The sequence below is a fragment of the Phycisphaerales bacterium AB-hyl4 genome (genome assembly GCA_041821185.1).
In the GTDB taxonomy this organism is placed as follows: Bacteria; Planctomycetota; Phycisphaerae; order Phycisphaerales; family Phycisphaeraceae; genus Natronomicrosphaera; species Natronomicrosphaera hydrolytica.
The window spans coordinates 106,621-119,997 of the sequence record JBGUBD010000009.1 but is presented as its reverse complement, the minus strand read 5'-3'; the positions used below and the strand labels follow the sequence as shown (position 1 = coordinate 119,997).

Sequence of the window (13,377 nt, the reverse complement as noted above, 5' to 3'; positions counted from 1 at the left end):
TTACCTTTTCAGTTCGCCTGCATGCTCCGCGACCTTGCGATACGCGGCGGCATACTGCTCAATGCGATCGGCCTCGTCGTGCTTGAACCAAGGGATGCCCAACACCCGTTCCCCCACGCCGGCACTCACGGACAAATCATCGGCCGACTGTCGCACGTCGCGCTGGCCGAATGCCACGGCGGTGGGCTGGCCTTGGCCGAATAGATCCGCCTCATGGAAGAAGGGATGCGTGTGCAGCAGACGGTTCAGGCCCGGGCCGCAGCTCATGACGCCCTCTGCCCGTACCGCCTCGCAAAACCGCTCCACCGGCAGGCCGTCAAGCTCTTCCGGCACATACAGACCACGGGAAAAATACCAGCCGCCCATCGTCGAGTTCGGCTCGTCAATCCGATGCGGCCGCAGGCCCGGCACGCCTTCCAACAGCGACCAGAAACGGTTGATCGCCTTTTGAATCTCGGCGATGCGTGCGGGGTAGTGCTTGAGTTGCACACGCCCCATCGCCGAGCACATCTGGTTCATGCGGTGCTTGGCTGCACTCAGCGGCAGGCCCTGGAAACGCAACAGCGCTTCGTCATGGACCTGCTGATCCACCGGGTTGTAGTTGCTCGGCACGCCGGTACGTTCGTAATGCCCAAAGGCCACACAGCGCTCGTAAAGCTTCGGATCGTCAGTGGTGATCATGCCGCCTTCGCCGATGGCGAAGCTCTTACCACCCATCATGCTGGCAGCGGCGATATCCCCCAGCGTTCCGCACATCCGCCCCTTGTACATCGAGCCATGGGCATGGGAATTATCCTCGATGACCTTCACGCCGTGCTTGCGCGCGAGGGGGAGGATGCGATCGTAGGCGGCCGGATGGCCGGCGTAGTTCACGACGACGATCGCCTTGGTGCGCGAGCCGATGCGGTGCTCGATGTCGTCCGGATCGATGCACAGCGTAGCCGGGTCAATCTCGGCGAAGTTGACCGTCGCTCCCAGCGTCAGCGCCGGCGCCGCGCTGGCCCAGTAAGTGATACTCGGGCAGATGATCTCATCGCCCGCCCCGACGCCGCATGCCCACATCGCCGCGAGCAGCCCGGCCGTGCCGTTGCAGGTCGCCAACGCGTGGCGCGACCCCTGCCAGGCGGCATACTCGGCTTCGAACTGTTTGGTCAGATCCGTACTGGACATCTGCCCCGACCGCATCACCGCCTCCACCGCCTGGACATCCTCATCGGTGACGATCGGCCAGTGGAACAGACGCCGATCGCTCTCGGCCGCAGTTACGGCCGGGGTGCCGCCGTGGATGGCGAGCCCACTTTTGCGTGTTGTCTGATGCGCGGTCATTGTCGTGCTCCTGAGGAGAGGGACTCGCCGTCCAGTTCGACCACCTGCTCGGTCTCGCGGCTGGCGTTGGCCGCCTCAATCACGCGGACGACTTCCAGCATCTCCGCCGATGGGATGGCGGAGCGGCCGTGCGGCAGATGATGAAGAATCGCCTCCAGCAGGCTCGCGTAATACGGCCGACCGGGGTCGGAAGCGTTGATCAGCGCTACGTCACGCTCGCGATGCAACGCCACGGTGAACTTGCTATGGGCCTTGCTCAGGCCGCGGTAGGTAGCCACGCGGCCATCATCCCATTCGGCGGTCACCATGTCGTGATCGCCGATCACGTTCGCAGTCACGCGACGACAGCCAACACCCATCGCCGCGACGATCATCTCGAAGCAATGAATGCCGTACCAGAAGTAGCTCGGCTGCGTCGGTTGAATCGCCATCGGCCCGGCCGTGTCGATCCCCACGATCTCGCCCGCGGCTCCGTCCGCCAGTGCTGCCTGGAAGTTGTCGGCATACCGCAACGATGAACAGCTCATCAACGGCACGCCGTGCTCAGCCGCCAAGTCCACCATCACCTGGGCGTCGGCCGAGGTGGTCGCAAAGGGCTTATCGATGAATGTGGGCTTACCAAACTTGATCGTCCGCTCGAACTGCTCGCGGTGCACCCTCCCGTCCACCGATTCGATGAACAGCAGGTCACACGCCTCGGCCACCGCTTCGGGCGTGTCGACCATCTGCACACCGAACTGGTCACGCAGCTTTTCAGTAAAGCCGGGCACGCGCGAATGGCTCAGCTCGAAGTCCGGCGACCCGCCGGGCATGGCGATCACCACTTTCCCGCCGGACACATGATGTTCGTTCGTCTCGTCCATCAGCAGCCGGGCGAACGCCTCAACATGCGAGGTGTCCAGTCCGATGAAGCCGATCCGTCGCGGTGATTGCTCTTGTGTCATAGGATTCCTTTCGGCAGCTCCTGAAGCAAGGGGCGTGCCGCGCCAAATGCCGCTCACGAGTGTCGAAATAGCGACCCATGAGCAACCGGGCCGTCAGCAAACTGACGACCCGGCAGAATATTGACATTTCCACGCTGGTCGATGAGACTGTCCGACAATGCCACGCGTCCTGGTCACCAGCGGATTTGCGACGGACACGCTTCAAGCCATGCGGCAGCGATGGGAGGTCGTCGACATTCCCGAGCACCGTGAAGCGCTGGCCTGGCTACGGCAGTGCGCTGAACTGCCCGAGGCGGTCGTCATCGGCTACGCCGTACAGCCGCAGCCCGGCGAGGACGACCTGCCGCCCGAACCCACGCCGACGTCATACGACCTGCCGGCGCACGAGATGCTGGCCCAGACGCTGGCAATCGACCCCGAGTTGCCCGTGATCGTCTCCACGGGCATGGCCGAGTCGGAGGCGATCGTCTTCCTCATCAAGCGCGGCGCTTTCGATTATGTGACCGAGCCGTTGCAACCCGTTACCAGCAAGGAGCGGGAACGCCACACCCAGCGCCTGGCCATGGCTGTGTCGCGTGCGGTGAAGTGGCGGCAGCTCGTGCTGGAGAATCATCGGCTGCGGCAAAGTGCTCGCACCGAAGCCCGTTCACTCATCCTGGGACAATCTGCCGCCATCCAGCGGGTGACGCAGTTGATCGAGAAGGTCGCTCCCACGCCAACCACCGTTCTGGTGACAGGCGATTCGGGCACGGGCAAAGAACTGGTGGCGAGGGCGGTCCACGATGCATCCGGGCGGAAGGATCAACCGTTCCTGGGCATCAACTGCGGCGCACTGGAAGATACGCTGCTGCGAAGTGAGCTGTTCGGCCACGAGCGCGGCGCATTCACCGGTGCCGACGCGTCGCACCCCGGCCTGCTTCGCCAGGCAGGCCACGGCACACTTTTTCTAGACGAAATCGCCACCGTTTCCGCCGCATTCCAAGTAACGCTGCTGCGTGTGTTAGAGGAGCGCGCCGCGCGACCCATTGGCGGCCGACAGCAATACGACGTGCATTGCCGGATTCTCGCGGCCAGCAACTACGATCTTGCCGACATGGTGACACAAGGCAAGTTCCGCAAGGACCTCTACTATCGACTCAATGTGTTCCAGTTGAAAATTCCCCCGTTGCGACAGCGACGGCAGGACATCCCCATCCTCGCCCAGCATTTCCTCGATCGCATCAAAACCGACTACGGCAAGCCAGAAGCACGATTCACCTCTGCCGCAATGGAAGCCATGGAAAGCCACGACTGGCCCGGCAACGTGCGTGAGTTGCGAAACGTGATCGAGCGGGCACTGATTTTGTGCAACGGTACGCAGATCCGTCACGCCGACCTCGGCCTCACCCGGGATGACACAAGCGTCTCGCTCGACGGCCAACTCGACCTGCGCCAAGCCATGGAGCAAGTGGAAAGCCGTATCATCAGCAAAGCGCTCGCCCGCACCGGCAACAATCTCGCTGCCGCCGCCCGCCTGCTCAACGTCAAACGCCCCACCCTCCACTATCGCATCCGCCACCTCGGCCTTCGGCAGACGACGGAGGATTCGAATTGACCCCAAGCCGTTACTTGACGATGCTTCAATGGCCACTATTTGCAAACCGGGATCATCTCCATTGAAATTCCGGTGGAGGGGGATTAGCAATCAGACTCAGGGCAAGCCGTAAGCAATCGATATGATGCTACGCCACCGCATGCTGACATGTGCCGACGGTCGACGGCGGGCCGCGAGGCCCGAAGCGTTCCATCCGAAGCGACCGCGGGCAATTTCCAGGAGTATCGTGCATGTTTGAACAACGATACGCGTTGGGCAATGTCACGACTTTCGTCTTGATCGCAATGGTAACACTGATGTACGACCCTTCGTCAATCCTCGCGTCGCCTGATGCTAACGCTCGGCACCATGAATTCTGGGACGCTACGACGCTGGACGTCGACAATCAGTTACGTAGCCTGGACGGCGTTTGGGAGCATGTGCCATGGCAGCGCCTGGATGAGCCGCCATCGTTTGAAGACGCCAGCCCCGTAAAGGTGCCAGCCCCAGGGAGAGACGGCGCATTTCGGACAACGTTTTCTGTCGCTTCCAAGCCGGGTGCCAAGCGTGTGATCCTGCACTTCAGCGCCGTCGGCTACCACTGTCGCGTTTTCGTAAATGGCCAGCCGGTGGGCTCGCACCTGGGCGGTTACACCCCATTTGAGTTCGATGTCAGCGAGCACGTTCGCGAGGGTGACAACGAACTCGTCGTGCTTCTCCTGGGCGTCATCGGCACGCTCTTGAATCCCGAAGAAGGCGATGCCGTGGGAACCGAGCAAGGTTTCACCGAAGCAAGCTTGCCCATTGCCCGCGCCGCCAACCGCGCGATCATCGGCTACGGCTACTTCAGGCGCGAAGGGATTCGCCACAGCGTTCATGTGCGCGAAGTACCGCTGCTGCGCGTAGCGGACGTGACGATGACGTCCTCATTTCGTGACATGCAGATCCAAGCGGACGTTCGCCTGCAGAATCAGACAGGCGCAGCGCGGCCGGTCAACATTCGCATGGACGTGCTGCCCTACGAAATCGCCACCGGCCAGATCGGAACGGACCCAGTGCTCCGCGTGGAGCGTCAAGTCGAGTTGTCGGCCGGGCCGGGCCAGGTCGAGTTGAAGCAGGCCTGGCCCGATGCCACGTTGTGGATGCCCGGCGACCCCCACCTCTACGTCGCCCGGGTTCAACTTGTCGACGCGAGCACACAGGCAATTCTCGATCAGCGGCATATACGATTCGGGTTTCGTGAGGTCTGGATCGACGGCCGAAACATCATGATCAACGGCGTTGCCATGCGCGCTTTCACGCACGGCACGCTGGACACGGAAGCCGGCGTGGACGCGCTGCGTGCGATGTTCAAACAACTCAACGACGTGGGCATCAACACGGTGCGGCCAACCACCATGCCGCCGCCCACACGTTTCGCCCTTCTGGCGGACGAGATGGGCATGATGCTCATCGGCGAATCTGAACTGACGTTCAATCGCAATTATGCCTATGACCAGCCCAGCTTCTGGACCCATTTTCAGCGGACGTGGAGCGAACGGGTCGCTCGGGACAAGAATCACCCGAGCATTGTGATCTGGAGTCTGGCCAACGAAGCCATTATTACCGCCCCGAACCAGCCTATCGGCGAGAAGTTCTACGAGTCTTTCCGTCACCTTCAGCAGGTCGACCCGACCCGGCCGATCATGCAGGAAGGCGACGGCGACTTGCGCGATTACAAGCCCGATTCGCACGGGTTCCCCATCGACATCATCAACATTCATTTCTATTACGTCAGCCCCACCAAAAACCCGCTATGGGCCACTGAGTTCCCACCCGTCGCGTGGGCGATGGAGGACATCAGCCGCCCCGAAGAGATCCCGGGCGCGTTCAAATATGGTGCAGAGTTGCCCGACCGCGATCGCCCTTGGTTTGCAGGCGAATTCGGACCGGCCACCGCCATCGCTTACCCCGATCACTTTGCGTTCTGGACCGGCCCGGCTGCCTATCGCGACCTCTTCGGCCAAGCTGAGCCTTTGGTGCGCGGCATCGGTGAAACCATGAAGTTGCAGATCCAGGGCTTTCGCGACATGGGACTGGCAGGCATGGACCCATGGGATGTCACGCGCAACGAGCATCTGGCTCCTTACATGCGAAGCGCCATGGAGCCTGTCACCGTTTTCACACGCGATCGACTTCGCCATTGGCGTGGCGGCACAACGGCACAACGTCCGCTCGTCGTGCTCAATGATTCTTTTGAACCGCACGATGTGACCCTCGTCACAACGCTGACTCAAGACGGCCGGGTCATCGACCGCCAAAGTGAAAAACTGACGATCCCAGCCGGCGAGCGGCACGACGTCGACTGGTCGTTCCAATTGCCCGACGTCCAGCAGACGACCGGCTGCCAGTTCCATGTCGAATTGAACGATGCACAGGGACAACTCGTTTCAGGCTTCACACAAGACTGGGAAGTTTTCCCCGAACAACCTGCGTCCTCGGGCTGGCATGCAGATCGTGTTCGGCTGATCGGAGACACCAACCAATTGGGGCAGATCGCCGAATGGAGTGGCCTGACTGTTCATGGCCCCGATGTGGTGCGTCAACTTGACGCGGAACGAGTCCGCTTCGTGCTGGTCGACCAGTCGGTGTTCAACGCATTGGGCTCTGAAACCGGACCCCTGCTTGAGCGGTACATCGACCGCGGCGGTGTGGTGATGACGTTAAACGTAGGTTCAGGTTCTGCCGCGGGCGTAAACCTTCAAGCCACTCGCGAAAGCGATGCCACCAGGCTGTTCACGCAACGTAGCCACCCCTTGACAGACAACATCCCCGAAAAACAGTGGCAGTTCTGGCAACCGGACCACTACGTTAGCCGAGCCAACTACGCAGCACCGTTCGACCCGGCGTTCGAAATCCCCCTGATTGCCAGCGGGATCGGCGGATTACGATACACCCCGTTGATTATCGCCAGATACGGCCGGGGCGCGCTGGTCGCCTGCGCTCTTCAGCTGAACGAAGCCGTGGCCACCGAGCCAGTCGCCCGACAGTTGCTCAACAATCTTGCCGCATACGCTGACACGTTGCGGGAAGCCGACGACAACGATGTCGATCGCAAGCTTATGTTGCTCGCTCGGCCGGAGGAGCTTGCCGACTGGGAAGCACGCATGCGTGAGGCAAGGGTTCTCTTCGGCGGAATGGCTGATGAGCAACCCCTTAGACCCGGCGTGCATCACGTGCTGTTGACGGGCAACGCCAGCCCATCCGCACGGCAACTTCAGGCATTAGAACAGTTCGTCCGCGGAGGAGGCACGCTCTGGGTTCACCGCCTGACACCCCAGACGCCCTACCTTGCAACGTTAACGGATTGGCTGGGGCAACCCATCTCTCTCAGGCCGCCTCAAATGTGGCTACAGCAATTTGAAATCGAACCAAAGCAGTTCGACCATCCGTTGCTGGACGGCATCAGCGATTACCACACCTGCTGGGCGACCTTCGGGTGGACGAATGGCAACGATTTCTCCGTCCGGACCACCGCCATCGCCGACTACGTTCTCGAGCCCGACGGCCACAACGGCGAAGCGTTGCTGTACGAACCTGACTGGCTTGGAAAGTGGGACGTTACAAGCAGCGCCCAAGGGACGTTGAGTCAGAAAATCCTCCGCTCACTCGAAACGCATCCGCGCAACGAGTCGCCTGGCATCGGGATGACAATGCACAAGCTCGGCCAAGGAACCATCCTCATTGATCAGCTTCGCTGGGATGCCACGATGCAAAACCGTTCAAGCGAAAGCCATGAAAAGGCACGCTATTTCTTCGGAACCCTTTGGAAAAACATGAGTCGGCACGAATGACGACCGGGGTCAGGTTTCAGGCAAGCTTGGAGTTCGGCTGCAAAGAAGGCCTCGCCAGTCCCGACCCGCGCCGACGTTACTGCGCCGGCTGTGCCGACACGCTCGCATAGCCGGCGCGATCAAACATGATCCTCAACTGATTCGGGTTGCAACACACCGGGCAGTCTTCGACGTAGTCCTGCTCATCGCCGCCCGTGGGGTCGACCATGATCTGGATCGACTCGCCACAGTGCGGGCATATGTACTCTGCAGTTTCGTCCATCGTCTTGCGGTCGATCCACGAAGCCCACGGATTGAATCCGTGGGTTTTCGCGGTCAGATCACCGAGTCTTCCTTGCGCAACCCCAGCGCGGGACGCACGTCAACCTGCACCAGCTTTTCTTCCTGCAACTTCTTCGCTTCGTCGGCGTCGACGTAATCGCTGTGGCAACTCGCCTTGCCGTCCTCATCCGCGTCGACAACCTTCTTCGTCTTGCTCGCGAGCTTGTGGATTTCCTCAGGCTTCAAGTAACCACGTTGCTTGAGAATCGCCTGCTGCTCGGCGGTGAGCGCGTCGGACTTCACCGGCTTGCCACGCTCATAGCCGTCGGCCTTGCCGCTGGCCCAGTCCTGAATCTCCTTGGAAATGCGGACGCTACACCAGTCGTGGCCGCACATCGCGCAGAAGTCGGTGTCGACATCAAGGTCTTCGTCGTGATACGCACGAGCCGTGTCCGGATCGAAGCTGAGGTCGAAGTGCTTCTGCCAGTTCAGCGCAGCGCGGGCCTGTGTGAGTTCGTCGTCGCGGTTGCGGCTGTTGGGGATGCCCAGCGCGACGTCCGCAGCGTGAGCAGCGATCTTGTACGCGATGCAGCCTTGCTTGACGTCGTCTTTCTTCGGCAGGCCGAGGTGTTCCTTCGGCGTGACGTAGCAGAGCATCGACGCGCCGTGGTAGGCAGCGCTGGTCGCACCGATGCACGACGTGATGTGGTCATAGCCGGGGAAGATGTCGGTCACCAGCGGGCCGAGCACGTAAAACGGCGCACCGTGGCAGAGTGTGCGCTGGAGCTTCATGTTGTATTCGATCTGATCGAACGGCACGTGGCCGGGGCCTTCGACCATGACCTGCACGCCTTTTCGCCAGGCGCGTTCGGTAAGCTTGCCGATTTCGACCAGCTCGGCGAGTTGCAGTTCGTCGGTCGCGTCCGCGAGGCCGCCCGGCCGACAGCCGTCGCCGATGCTGAACGTGACATCGTGCTCGCGCATGATGTCGCAGATGTCTTCCCACGCCGTATTCATCAGGTTTTCACGGCGGCCCGTCGGGTCCATCAGCATCCACTTGGCGAGGATTGAGCCGCCGCGCGAGACCAGGCCGATGAGTCGATTCTTCACGAGCTTGAGGTGCTCGCGCAGCAGGCCGGCGTGAATGGTGAAATAGTCCACCCCCTGCTCCGCCTGGTGACGGACGGTTTCGAGCACGGCAGACTCGTCGAGGTCTTCAAGCTTGCGGCCGATGATCATCGAGTAGATCGGCACGGTCCCGATCGGCGTCGTCGAGTTCCGGCAAAGCGCGGCGCGGCACTCGTCAAGATTGCCACCCGTCGACAGGTCCATCACCGTGTCGGCCCCCCAACGCTCGGCCCACTTGAGCTTTTCAACTTCCTCATCCGTGCCGCTGCTCACAGGCGATGCGCCCATGTTCGCGTTGATCTTCGTCTTGCTCGCACGCCCGATCGCCATCGGGTCGAGCTTGTAACCCAAATGCGTCTTGTTCGCGGGGATGACCATCCGTCCGACCGCGACCTCGTCACGCACCTGCTCGGCCGTGAGATGCCCCTCTCGCTCGGCCACCCGCGCCATTTGCGGCGTAACCACGCCCAGCCGAGCGTGTTCGAGTTGCGTGCTGGCTTCGAAGTGCTCGGGATGCAGCACGTGGCGCGTCGAGCCGTCGGCCTGCTGGAATTGGGTGACCTTAAAGCCCAGGCATGGCCATGCCTGGGCTTTGCTGTCGTCCGTCGTCGTCTGCCAGCCATCGGGCAGGAAGTCCCACGCGGTCTTGTCGCTGGGCGCGGGCATGCCCGGCGTGTCAGGCGAACTGAAGCTCAGCGGGCCACCGATGTCGGGCCGGTTGGCAAAGCTGCCGGGCGTGGTGACGTTAGGCGTCGTCGCGGGATTGCTGCCGATGGGCGGGAGGGTGTAAGGACGAGTCATAGCCGATTCCTTCCAGAGCTTGCGACTGGATGAACCATCAAGCAAGCGGAATGTCGCACTGAGAACGTCAGGAAGGATGAGGCACGCGTGAGCGGGGGTTCGCCTTCCTACGCCGGTGCGAGCCGGATCAGGTTCCAGGGTGTGATCTCAGCCCACTTACGTGCGGGCACCCCTGGCGAACAGGTTCAGCATAGATGTGCAACCCTTGCGATGCAAGAGGATTTGGGTATTTGGTGATTTGGCGATCTGGTGATTTGGTGAAGTGCAAGACGGGACGGGAGGCTTGATGACGGCCTAACCTCCGTTCCCTTCGGGCACATCACCAAATCACCAAATCACCAGATCGCCAAATACCTACCTCGGCAACCGCGCCACGTCTTCGTCCTGGCCGAGCACGACGAGCACTTCCTCCGCCCGCAACGGCTCGCCGGGCTGGGGGATTTGAAAGCTGATCGGGCTTTGCGGATCGTCCTGATCTTTGCGCCGCCGAACCGCGACCACGTGCAACCCCTCCGTCACACGCAGGTTCAGCTTCGCCAACGACTGGCCAACCCACTTGCGCGGCGTGGGAATCTCCACGAGGCTGAAGCCCTGATCCAGCTCGAACTGACGCATGAACTTCGGCGCGACCAATCTGTGCGACCAGCGGTCCGCTGCCTCGTCTTCCGGGTTCACCACATCGTCCGCGCCGATGCTCTTGAGAATACGCGCACTGGTCGGCGACACCGCCCGGGCGACCACATGCGGCACGCCGATCTCCTTGAGCACCACCGTCGTCAGCGCGATCGCTTCGAAGTCCGTGCCGATGCCGACCACCGCCACGTCGACCTTGTCGATGCCCTGCATGATCAGCGCCTGCTCGTCGGTCGCGTCGAGGCTGATCGCCAGCGTCACGCGATCGCGCATCTCTTCAATGATGCGCGGGTCGCGGTCAATGCCGATGACCTCCTGCCCCTTGTCGGCCAACTGTGCCGCCAATCGCGAACCGAATCGGCCGAGCCCGATGATGGTGAATCGCATGTCGCGTCTCCGGTGAAGCCTGACAAGGTAACGGGGTGACAAGGTGAAGGGTCTGCCGACCTTCGGCACCTTGTCACTCACTCACCTTGTCATGTCTTGTTGTTTTTCATCCAAGCACCACGTCTTCGTGGGCGTAGCCGTAGGGCCTTCGTTTGCGTCCCGTGAGCATCAGCGCGCCCAGCAGCGTGAGCGGACCCACACGGCCGAGGAACATCGTCACAATAACCACACCCTTGCCGAACTCGGTGATATCGTCCGTCACGCCCAGCGACAAGCCCGTGACAGCGGTCGCGCTGATCGAGTCGAAGAGTATCGCCTCAAACGTGTGGCGGTCGCCTTCGCTGATGCTCAGCAGCACCGTCACGACGCTCGCCAGGGCGATATAACAGATGCCCAGCGTCGCGGCCCGGCGGACCATTGAGTCGCTGATCGTTCGCCCGAACGCCTCAGTCTCCCGCCGACCGCGCAATGTCGCAAACACCGACAGCACCAGCAACGCCACCACCGTGCTCTTCGCCCCGCCCGCCGTGCCCCCCGGCGAACCGCCGATGAGCATGAGCACCATGGTCGTGAACCGCCCTGCCATGCTCAGCTCTTCCATGGGCATCGAGTTGAACCCGGCGGTGCGTGAGCTGAACGAGAGGAAACTCGCGTCCAGAAAGCTTTGCCAGACGATAGCGAGTGTCAGCGGTTGGCTGCTGTCCGGTCCGTGTGGGACGCCGTGGGTCAGGTCCGGGTGCAGGTAGGGAATCAGCTTGGCCGCCATGAGCACGACGAAGCCGACGACATACACGATCCCGGAGGTGGCAAGCACGATTTTCGTGTGCAGGTTCAACCGCGGCCGATCGGACAGCGCCACCGGTCGCTCGAACGGCGTCAACGGTCGCCACACCACCCGCGGCCGACGCAGCCACAGCACCACCTTCGCCTTGCCCACCCGCCAGAGATTGTCCAGCACAGGAAACCCGATGCTGCCGAAGATCACCAGCGGAATGATGACCAAGTGCGCCAACGGTGCAAACCGATACGGCACCATGCTGTCGCCGGTCAGGTCAAACCCGGCGTTGCAGAACGCGCTCACCGCATGAAACATGCCCATGCCGAACCGCTGCTGGAGGGTGTACGTTTCGCCCGGCGGCGGCTCCCACATCGGCATCATGATCAACGCCGCAAGCAACTCGACCGTCAGCGCCGCGACCACGATGAACCGCACGAACCGCGTAATGTCCTGCAACGGCTGGTCGTGCAGCATCTGACTGAGGCTGACGTCTTCGCGCAGCGACAGCGTTCGGCCGAACATCAGCGCAAGCACCGAGCCGAAGATGATGATGCCCAGCCCCCCCAGCTGAATGAAGATGCCGATCACCGTGTGGCCATAGGGCGTAAAGGTCGTGGCCGTGTCGCGGACGGTCAGGCCGGTGACGCAGACCGCCGAGGTCATGGTGAAGATCGCGTCCGGCCAGCTCAGCCGTTCACCCGCCGGCACAGCCACCGGCGCCTTCAACAGCACCGTGCCGATGAGGATCAACACGAAGAACGACATCGGCAGCAGCAGCCCCGGCCGTCGCAGCACGCGCGCCAGCGCCACGTTCAGCCGCCACAGTTCCATAAAGAAGAGCACGCCCGCCGCCACCTCCACCAGCCGCCAGGCAATGTCGATGCCCACCAACGCGCCCACGCCCCCCACCGCCGCGCCAACCAGCAGCGATGCATCAAACCAGGTCGCACTGGCACCAGGCACGGGCTCACGCCGCCGCCTCGCCCGCCAGAACATGTCACCCGCGAACAGTGCAAGCATCAACCCCTGAATGCCATGGATCAGCCACAGCGGAATCCGAGGCTCGTAGAAGCCGTGCTCGAACACGATGCACGCCGCCGCCGCCGCGGTAAGCCCCACGCGATGCACCATCGGGCGCAGCCGAACCTTCGGCGGCTCAGGCAGCCGACCGTAGGGCATTTGATCCGAAGACGCGGATGGCGGGGGCGGCAGCGACGTCATGAACCGAGGATGGTAGCGAAGATGTGGCAAAGGCGTAAGCCAGCCGCGAGCGATCATGCGGCCGCCGCGACATGCGAGCACGCTGTCGCGCGGAGCACGCCCCGAATACGCACGCCCCGTGAACGTCGGGCGTGCGGTGCCCCTGATGGCTTGTCCACCAGTGTCGTAGGCCATCCATGAAACACTGGTGGACAAACCACCAGGGGCACCCTCGGCCCGTAACATCCATCCGACGCCCACGGCGTCACGCCGTGGGCGTCTTCACCTCACATTGAAGATGAACTGCAACGCAACTTGACGCGCGACCTCAACCCGACCGGGCATTACCCGCACTGCCCCAGCCGGCGCGCAGTCTCCCCGCCACACCGCAAACACGACTCGAATCTCGCGCAGCCCCCGCTCAACAGCCGCCAAGCTGTCCCCGTCGACCACCTGACGGCTCAGGATTCGCAACGATCCCTCGCCCAAGGAGAACCGAATTCCATGTGTCAC

Annotated in this window: 8 protein-coding genes and 1 riboswitch; of the genes, 2 read left to right on the top strand and 6 right to left on the bottom strand. The window is 62.2% G+C overall.

Annotated elements, in window-relative coordinates; all coding sequences use genetic code 11:
- Both ACERK3_14665 and ACERK3_14660 read right to left on the bottom strand, forming a co-directional pair.
- On the bottom strand, nucleotides 1–1,326 hold the full coding sequence (locus tag ACERK3_14665; protein ID MFA9479529.1) for a DegT/DnrJ/EryC1/StrS family aminotransferase: 1,326 nt from the start codon (nucleotides 1,324–1,326) through the stop codon (nucleotides 1–3).
- Nucleotides 1,323–2,270 carry a Gfo/Idh/MocA family protein gene (locus ACERK3_14660; protein ID MFA9479528.1) on the bottom strand — a complete coding sequence of 316 codons (948 nt, stop codon included), beginning with the start codon at nucleotides 2,268–2,270 and terminating at the stop codon, nucleotides 1,323–1,325. Before ACERK3_14660 ends, ACERK3_14665 begins: the two co-directional genes overlap by 4 nt.
- A gap of 157 nt (nucleotides 2,271–2,427) precedes the next feature.
- On the opposite strand from ACERK3_14660, the gene ACERK3_14655 reads away from it, so the two are divergent.
- Both ACERK3_14655 and ACERK3_14650 read left to right on the top strand, forming a co-directional pair.
- A complete protein-coding gene (locus ACERK3_14655) occupies nucleotides 2,428–3,864 on the top strand; it encodes a sigma-54 dependent transcriptional regulator (protein ID MFA9479527.1) in 1,437 nt (478 codons plus the stop codon).
- Between the two features lie 230 nt (nucleotides 3,865–4,094).
- The gene (locus ACERK3_14650) at nucleotides 4,095–7,676 is read left to right on the top strand and encodes a glycoside hydrolase family 2 protein (GenBank protein MFA9479526.1); all 3,582 of its coding nucleotides are present in this window, start codon (nucleotides 4,095–4,097) and stop codon (nucleotides 7,674–7,676) included.
- Between the two features lie 76 nt (nucleotides 7,677–7,752).
- Here the strand turns inward: ACERK3_14650 and ACERK3_14645 are convergent, their stop codons facing one another.
- The 4 genes from ACERK3_14645 to ACERK3_14630 all read right to left on the bottom strand — a co-directional run bounded on the left by ACERK3_14645 (nucleotide 7,753) and on the right by ACERK3_14630 (nucleotide 12,843).
- Nucleotides 7,753–7,938: a CPXCG motif-containing cysteine-rich protein gene (locus ACERK3_14645; protein ID MFA9479525.1), complete on the bottom strand. Its 186-nt coding sequence runs from the start codon at nucleotides 7,936–7,938 to the stop codon at nucleotides 7,753–7,755.
- Between the two features lie 53 nt (nucleotides 7,939–7,991).
- Nucleotides 7,992–9,866 carry a phosphomethylpyrimidine synthase ThiC gene (gene thiC / locus ACERK3_14640; GenBank protein MFA9479524.1) on the bottom strand — a complete coding sequence of 625 codons (1,875 nt, stop codon included), beginning with the start codon at nucleotides 9,864–9,866 and terminating at the stop codon, nucleotides 7,992–7,994.
- An 87-nt stretch (nucleotides 9,867–9,953) separates the two neighbouring features.
- Nucleotides 9,954–10,050: riboswitch (TPP riboswitch) on the bottom strand.
- Nucleotides 10,051–10,220: 170 nt separating this feature from the next.
- Entirely contained in the window at nucleotides 10,221–10,886 is a 666-nt protein-coding gene (locus tag ACERK3_14635) for a TrkA family potassium uptake protein (protein MFA9479523.1), read from the bottom strand.
- A 106-nt stretch (nucleotides 10,887–10,992) separates the two neighbouring features.
- The gene (locus tag ACERK3_14630; protein ID MFA9479522.1) at nucleotides 10,993–12,843 is read right to left on the bottom strand and encodes a TrkH family potassium uptake protein; all 1,851 of its coding nucleotides are present in this window, start codon (nucleotides 12,841–12,843) and stop codon (nucleotides 10,993–10,995) included.
- Nucleotides 12,844–13,377 lie beyond the last annotated feature (534 nt).

Excerpts from the sequence above, each read along its gene's own strand:
- ACERK3_14665 (MFA9479529.1), bottom strand. The coding sequence starts at position 1,326 with ATGACCGCGCATCAGACAACACGCAAAAGTGGGCTCGCCATCCACGGC.
- ACERK3_14660 (MFA9479528.1), bottom strand. The coding sequence starts at position 2,270 with ATGACACAAGAGCAATCACCGCGACGGATCGGCTTCATCGGACTGGAC.
- ACERK3_14655 (MFA9479527.1), top strand. The coding sequence starts at position 2,428 with ATGCCACGCGTCCTGGTCACCAGCGGATTTGCGACGGACACGCTTCAA.
- ACERK3_14650 (MFA9479526.1), top strand. The coding sequence starts at position 4,095 with ATGTTTGAACAACGATACGCGTTGGGCAATGTCACGACTTTCGTCTTG.
- ACERK3_14645 (MFA9479525.1), bottom strand. The coding sequence starts at position 7,938 with ATGGACGAAACTGCAGAGTACATATGCCCGCACTGTGGCGAGTCGATC.
- thiC (MFA9479524.1), bottom strand. The coding sequence starts at position 9,866 with ATGACTCGTCCTTACACCCTCCCGCCCATCGGCAGCAATCCCGCGACG.
- ACERK3_14635 (MFA9479523.1), bottom strand. The coding sequence starts at position 10,886 with ATGCGATTCACCATCATCGGGCTCGGCCGATTCGGTTCGCGATTGGCG.
- ACERK3_14630 (MFA9479522.1), bottom strand. The coding sequence starts at position 12,843 with ATGCCCTACGGTCGGCTGCCTGAGCCGCCGAAGGTTCGGCTGCGCCCG.